Consider the following 7,788-nt stretch of genomic DNA (forward strand, 5'->3'; position numbering starts at 1 on the left):
AGGAAACTGTTGATCCTGATCCGGGCCCCGGCATAGAGGAGGTGGGTGACGTTAACCTCTCCTTTTCTACCCGGGTACTCAACGGTTATGAATTACCCCGTGAGTTGGACGTGTTTATTTCCGATGACTTCGACGGAATATATACCCTTAACAAGATAAGAGAGGCTGTCTGGGAAGATATCAGCGATAAATTTCGGTTCCCCCTTACCGACACACAAGAACTAACACCTGCGGGATCAATAGATATTTCGGAGTATGTAACTGCAAAAAAGCCTTTTTTTGTCGCTTTCAGGTATAAAACCGCAGGGGTACCGCCGGCTGACCGAATGGGAAGGAACTGGCGTGTGGAGGAGTTTTCCTTGACCAACCACTTCGAGGAAAAGACTAATATACTTGCCAATCATCATACCGCCGGTTGGGTTTTAGTGGAGAATGGTGAAATAGATCCAGGCAGAGGAGCCACTATCCAGCAGAACCGCTTAAACTTTTTAGCAAACAATATCAACAGAGAGGTTCCGCTCGAGATATGGGCAATTTCCAAAGCTATGGTAATAAACCTGAACGCTCACTCGGGAACATATTACGTGGACCAGAATGGAGGAAATGACAACAATAACGGAACAACACCCCTGTCGGCATGGAAGACACTCGAGGCGGTAAACTCACGGGAGTTTGCACCGGGTGCGAAAATCCTGTTCAAATCAGGAGGGACATGGATTGGCCAATTATCGCCTAATGGATCTGGTATGGAAAATAGTCCCATCATCATTGACCAATACGGGGTAGGCGCGAAACCTTTGATTAACGCGAACGGAGCGTTAGGAGCGGTAATAAGCCTGAATAACCAATCTTTCTGGGAAATCAACAATCTGGAGTTGATCAACGATGCGGCAGAGATGGGAATAAGGAACGGAATAAACATCACGGCCTCCAACTACGGATTACTTAAACATATTCATCTCAAAAAGTTGCATATCCACCATATAAAAGGCACCGTGAATAATGGCGCTCCAACAGCGGGTATCTTTATCCGAACTCTCAACGATGACGAGAAAGACACGCGATTTGATGATATATTGATAGAGAATTGTGAAATTCATCACGTGCAAAACCAGGGAATCAGTTTCAGCACGCCCGGGGAAAGAGGTGCAGGGTATAACCACCCTTCCACTCCCGACTGGGAGCGACGCAGATTCACGAACGTGATGATAAGAAACAACGTGATTCACCATATTTCCAAGAACGCGATGATTCTTAAAACGGTTGATGGAGGAATCGTGGAACACAACCTCTGTTACGAAACGGCATTGGATGTTACCGGCAATACTATTTTCAGCTATGGGACAAAAGGTACCGTATTCCAGTATAATGAAGGCTATCTCAACAGATCCCCCGGGGGTGACGGAAGCCTGTATGATGCGGATCTGGGTAGTCCTGAAACGGTGTGGCAGTACAGCTACAGCCATGACAACGCCCACGGCCTGATGTGGTTCATCCCCGACGAGAGGGACAACAACATCATTGTCCGTTACAATATAAGCCAGAATGACAAAGGATATTTGGTCAGGGTGAACAACTCTTTTGTCAGTGCTTACATCTACAATAACACCTTTTATATAGACAAGGAGTTATCTCCTTCCATCATCCAGGAAGCCGGTAATTCAAATGTACGTACTTATCATTTTTACAATAACATCATATATAATTTAAGTTCCTCGAGCATCTATAATTTCGTGGGAGGAAACAATACCACGAGGATATTCAGCAACAACCTTTTCTACGGGTATCATCCCGCCAATGAGCCGAATGACCCGTTCAAGATCACGGCTGACCCACTGTTTGTCGCACCCGGCACCGGGAAGACCGGGTTGAATACCGTGGGTGGCTACCAACTGAGGCCGAATTCTCCGGCTATAAGAGCCGGCAAAGCTATTCCCGACAATGGAGAAAGGGACTATTTCGGCTTACCCGTTTCTGCCGACGAACCGCCCAATATAGGGTTCTATAACGGTCCGGGGAACAATAACGGCATACCGGATGAAAACTTCCATCTCTACCTGCTGATAGGGCAGTCGAATATGGCCGGCCGCGGAACGATCACGCCGGAGTACGGCGCGGTATCCCACCCCAGGGTGAAAATGTTGAACCAGCAAAACGAGTGGGTGCCGGCGAAACACCCGTTGCACTTCGACATAGCGAAACCGGGAGTGGGACCGGGATTGCAGTTCGCAATTAAAATGGCGGAAGCCAATCCCGATATTACTATCGGCTTGATTCCCTCTGCGGTGGGAGCAACGGGGATAGACCTATGGCAACCGGGAGCTTTTGATAGTGCGAAAGATGTTTATCCATACGACGACGCTTTGGCACGGGCTAAAACAGCCATGCTTTCCGGTGTGATGAAGGGGATATTGTGGCATCAGGGAGAGGGAAACAGCGCAGAGAATTCATCCGTTGTCTGGCCGGGTAAAGTGGAAGTGCTTGTCAACAGGTTGCGAAACGAATTTATGGACAGCAGGCTGCCGTTTGTCATTGGGGAGTTGTCATACGAACGTCCAACCTCTCATTTTATCAACGACAAGCTGCCACAGCTGATCCTGGATGTCCCCTATACCGGTATAGCTTCTGCTGAAGGGTTGACAGCGTTTGATGTAACCCATTTTGACAGCCCGTCGACTTCCCTTCTGGGCGAGAGATACGCGGAGCAAATGATAATAATCCAAAACAATAAATAAAAATATGAATATGAAAGCATTCAAAATTTTACAGACAGTACTGATCTCTTTTGTAGTATTGCTTATAGGATGCAATACCGAAGATTTGAAACCGGGAGATGATTCTACCGTTCCGGGTAATTCTTTTTCGCTTACTGTGGAAATGCAGAATTCACCAGCATCACGTATTGCTTTAGGACAAAATGATTTGACCATCACCCTCAAATGGGAAATGAACGATGAGATTCAACTCCTTTTTGTCCAGAACGATAATAAATACAAAGAAACCGCCACTGTAAATGAAATTATGGAAGAGGGTAAAAAAGCAAGGTTTGTTTTCGATATACCCGCCGGAATTGTCGGAGGACAGTTTGATCTTTATGGCGTTTATGGTGGAGAGGGACTTGACGAAGAAAACCTGGAATTAGTCAAGCTTCCCGCAAATCCGGGAAGTGCCTCGTCACTCTATTTACTACAGGAAAGCGAGGATGTAGTCCTCATTTTCACAAAGGAAGGAATAAATCTTGAAGAGAAATCTGCCAATGTAGTCTTTAATCATTTGGGTTCTATTTTCAGCATCCGGGTCAACAACACGGGAGCCACTCCCTTATCGGGTATTTCCGAGGCACGGTTGGTGACTGAGACAGGTGGCTGGGCATATAACAACACGGGAGAGGGCAAGTATAACTTAGTGACCGGTGAGTTTCAATCTCCCGGATCAGCCGGCGCATACCTCTCGTTCACTCCTCCTACCACGTCAATTCCGGCCGGGGAGTCAATCACCTTGTGGGGCTGGTATCCGTCACTTCCGGATGTTATTTGGCCCGAGATAAGGCTACAACTTCTGGGTAATTGGGGAGCCCCCATTGTCTCTACTGATAGCAAAGACGCAAGAACCTCCCCGACAGAAACAGGTAAAGCTTTTTATTTTGAGGCTTACTGGAACGGCACAGATTTTGCCTTTGAAGAACCGTTGTCCGTAACCACATCCGGAGACCCCATCAATGCCGGAGAAGAACAGCTATTCGCCTTTGCAGGGGATATCAGTAGGGTTGAATTCTATTCCGGCGAGCCGGGTCATGTGTACGAATACAAAGACCGCACAGAAAGGGAATTGGAAGGTGATGTCACAATGTCATTTATGGCAAGGGTGATGAACGGCTATGAATTCCCCATGGAACTGGATGCTTTTGTATCTAACAACTTCTCTGGTGAATATACTTATGCGGCAGTTTCAGCCGCAGATTGGACATCCTTCAGTGACAAGATTACTTTCCCACTAACAAATGCAGATGGACCTGCCGGGGATGGCAAGATAAATAACAGTATCAAGATAACCGATCTGATGGAGCAAGGTAAAACTTTTTGGGTGGGCTTTAGATATATTTGTCCGGATCGTCCTCCGGCACCAAGAAACAGCCGTCAATGGCGTATCGGATTCTACACATTAAACCACGAACTTTCCGGTGAGACAATATCGCTTTCTAATTACAATGATGCCGATTGGAACTCCCAGTGGACTTTCATAACAGAGGGGAATGTAGAATCGGGTAGAGCTCCAAGCATAGTAACTGCAGATGGAAAAGCATTGAATTTTCTCGGGAATCAGACATCTTCATACGAAGGGTTCGAAGCGTGGGGCATCAGCAACGCACATGATATATTCACCGTGGATCCCGATGAGGGAGTTACCATCGAATCGCCATCTGAGAAGTACAGTCACTTGTATGCGGCAGTCGGCACATACGAAGCAACGTTTGTCCTCCATGGTCCTTTGGGAACAGAACCAATTGTCAAAAAAGTCAATGTGACGGTTCTTCCTTAAATAAAGGGTCGAGTTTGATCATCACGAATCTAACTCTTGCTTAAAGATATCGTGATGATCAAACTCGAAATAAATTCAAAAAAAGAGTATAAAAGTTATGAGAATCCTATCTACGCGCAATACGATAACTATTTTAGTTTTCATTCTATCTATGCTGATGCCCAGTATATCTTTGGCACGAAATATCATTGAATACAAGGAATGGTATGCCGATATCCGGATAGGAGGAAATATACACTCATCAACCTATTATGTAGATCCGGATAACGGGAACGACAGGAATGACGGGAAAACACCTCAGTCAGCATGGAAGACGCTTGAAGCTGTTAACTCCCGGGAGTTTGGCCTGGGTGCGAAGATACTATTAAAGTCGGGAGGTGTATGGATTGGACAAATGAACCCTAAAGGCTCCGGTGCAGAAAACAACCCCATCATTATCGATCAATACGGGTTGGGGGCTAAGCCTCTGATTAACGCGAACGGAGCGTTAGGAGGAGCAGTAAACTTGCACAACCAGTCTTTTTGGGAGATCAACAACTTAGAGTTGACCAATGATGCGGAAGAGATGGGAAGAAGGAACGGTGTCTATGTCACAGCTTCCAATTTCGGGCTGGTCAGGCATATTCATCTTAAAAACCTGCATGTCCACCATGTAAGAGGAATCGTCAATAATGGGGCGTCAACGGGCGGTATCTTTATCCACACTCTCAAAGATGACGAAAAAAATACGCGCTTTGACAACATATTGATAGAGAATTGTGAAATTCACCACGTGCAGAACCAGGGAATCAATTTCCGCACGCCGGGAGAAAGGAGCGCGGGATATAACCACCCCTCCACAGCCGACTGGAAGCGACGCAGATTCACAAACGTGGTAGTGAGGAACAACGTGATCCACCATATCTCCAAGAATGCGATGATCCTTAAAACGGTAGATGGGGGAGTCGTGGAGCACAATTTATGTTACGAAACGGCATTGGACACAACCGGAAACACCATTTTCAGCTATGGGACAAAAGGAACCGTATTCCAGTATAACGAAGGATTTCTGAACAGATCCCCCGGAATAGATGGCAGCCTGTATGACGCTGACGTGGGCAGCCCGGGTACAATATGGCAGTATAGCTACAGCCATGACAATGCCCACGGACTGATGTGGTTCATTCCCAATGCGAAAGACGATAATATCATTGTCCGTTACAATATAAGCCGGAACGACAAAGGATACCTGATCAGGGTAACCGGTTCTTTTACCAGTGCCTATATTTACAATAACACTTTTTATATAGATGAGAAGCTATCCCCCTCCATCATCTATGAATCCGCGCCTTCCAAGGCACGTACTTATCATTTTTACAATAACATCATATACAACCTAAGCCCTTCGGCCACCTATAACTTTGTGAAAGGAAATAATACTACGAGGATATTCAGTAATAACCTGTTTTACGGATACCACTCGGATAACGAGCCGGATGACCCTTTCAAAATTACGGACGATCCCTTGTTTGTCGCGCCCGGCACCGGAAAGAGCGGGTTGAATACCGTGGGTGGATATCAGTTGAGGTCGAACTCACCGGCCATAGGAGCGGGCAAGGTTATCCCCGACAACGGGGGAAGGGATTATTTCGGCTTACCCGTTTCGGTCCACGAACCACCCAATATAGGGTTCTACAACGGTCCGGGGAACAACAACACCATACCGGATGAGAATTTCCATCTTTACCTGCTGATAGGGCAGTCGAACATGGCCGGTCGCGGGCCGGTCACGCCTGAGTACGCCGCGGTATCCCACCCCAGAGTAAAGATGCTGAACCAGCAAAATGAGTGGGTACCGGCACAACACCCGTTGCACTTCGACATAGCGAAACCGGGAGTGGGACCGGGATTGCAGTTCGCAATCAAAATGGCGGAAGCCAACTCCGATATCACCATAGGGTTAATCCCAGCGGCAGTAGGAGCGACAGGCATAGACCTCTGGCAACCGGGAGCTTTTGATAACCGAAAAGGCGTTCACCCGTACGACGACGCCCTGGCTCGGGCTAAAACAGCTATGCTTTCCGGCGTGATAAAGGGGGTGTTGTGGCATCAGGGAGAGGGTAACAGTGGAGAAAACTCGTCGATTATCTGGCCGGGCAAAATGAAAATACTCATCAACAGGTTGCGGAACGATTTCATGAACAGCAGGCTACCCTTTGTCATCGGAGAGTTGTCATACAAACGCCCGACCTCTCACTTTATCAACGACAAGTTGCCCCGACTGATCCTGGATGTCCCCTATACTGGTATAGCCTCTGCCGCAGGATTAACCACAGTCTCAGAAAAAGACGTCACCCATTTTGATAGTCCGTCGGCTACCATTCTGGGAGATAGATACGCGGAACAAATGATAACGATTCAAAACCGGAGATAAACAGTATGTGCGGTCAAATAAAAAAAAGGTGGAGGATTATCTCCATATCGTTGTTTCTCGGTATCGTAGTCTTGGGATTTTGGATTATTAACAGATCGTCAAATGAGCAAAAAGAGACCGCGGAGAGAGTGAGAGTAGTGATAACCCGCGATGAACTAAATAGGGAAATGGAACGTTGCAAAGCATCGGTAATCAACCGGATTGTAACCGAGCATGGTATTACCGATATGATCGGGTTTTGGGAAAAGAGATATGATGGACACTATCCCCGGGAAATACTACAGCAACAAGCAATGGATACATTAGCGGTCTTAAAAGTACAGGAACGGCTGCTACAAGAGCGGGAATTGTGGCCCTACAAGCATTATTCAGAGCTTCTTTCCGATTTAGATGAGACCAACAAAGAAAGAGCGAGAATTGTAAGTGAAGGGGGTGTTATCTATGGACCTATAAATTATAATGAACTGATTTTTTTCGATTACCGGTTTGGCAATGCTATTATTCAACTTAAAAAAGAATTAGCTGAAGAAGGTGAATTAATAATAGAGGAAAAAGATTTACTCGACCACTTCAACAAGTTAAAAGGTTCCATTTACAAAAGTGGAGAACTATACGAGGATTATACCCGTCAAGTCCGTGATGATTATGTGGAAAGGATATATGCCTCATATATAGCAGAGTTGGGAAAGGGTGTTGAAGTTGTCTTTCACGAAGAGATGTAAGCCAAAAGTTGGAATTATAATTAATTCAATTGATTAGAACACTAGTGTCCCATAAAAAAGGGACGTTATTAAAAATCAAATAAACCTGCTCCATTGAGCCCAAATCGTTCTTTG

4 protein-coding genes are annotated in these 7,788 nt (G+C 46.1%); all 4 read left to right on the plus strand.

The window, feature by feature from the left end:
* Positions 1-2,735, plus strand: a 2,735-nt coding sequence (locus B4G81_RS05185) for a sialate O-acetylesterase (protein ID WP_294080797.1), incomplete at its 5' end; no start/stop codon positions are given.
* A 10-nt stretch (positions 2,736-2,745) separates the two neighbouring features.
* The gene (locus tag B4G81_RS05190) at positions 2,746-4,539 is read left to right on the plus strand and encodes a DUF5017 domain-containing protein (RefSeq protein ID WP_294080798.1); all 1,794 of its coding nucleotides are present in this window, start codon (positions 2,746-2,748) and stop codon (positions 4,537-4,539) included.
* 97 nt (positions 4,540-4,636) lie between these two features.
* Positions 4,637-6,952, plus strand: coding sequence for a sialate O-acetylesterase (locus tag B4G81_RS05195; RefSeq protein ID WP_294080800.1), 2,316 nt, complete (start codon positions 4,637-4,639; stop codon positions 6,950-6,952).
* Positions 6,953-7,080: 128 nt separating this feature from the next.
* Positions 7,081-7,674, plus strand: a complete 594-nt coding sequence (locus B4G81_RS05200; RefSeq protein WP_294080802.1) for a hypothetical protein — start codon at positions 7,081-7,083, stop codon at positions 7,672-7,674.
* Positions 7,675-7,788: the final 114 nt, after the last annotated feature.

Origin of the sequence: Proteiniphilum sp. UBA5384 (genome assembly GCF_002410825.1) — a bacterium.
Classification (GTDB): Bacteria; Bacteroidota; Bacteroidia; order Bacteroidales; family Dysgonomonadaceae; genus Proteiniphilum.

Coding starts and splice junctions, on each gene's coding strand:
- B4G81_RS05190 (WP_294080798.1), top strand. CDS start 2,746: ATGAAAGCATTCAAAATTTTACAGACAGTACTGATCTCTTTTGTAGTA.
- B4G81_RS05195 (WP_294080800.1), top strand. CDS start 4,637: ATGAGAATCCTATCTACGCGCAATACGATAACTATTTTAGTTTTCATT.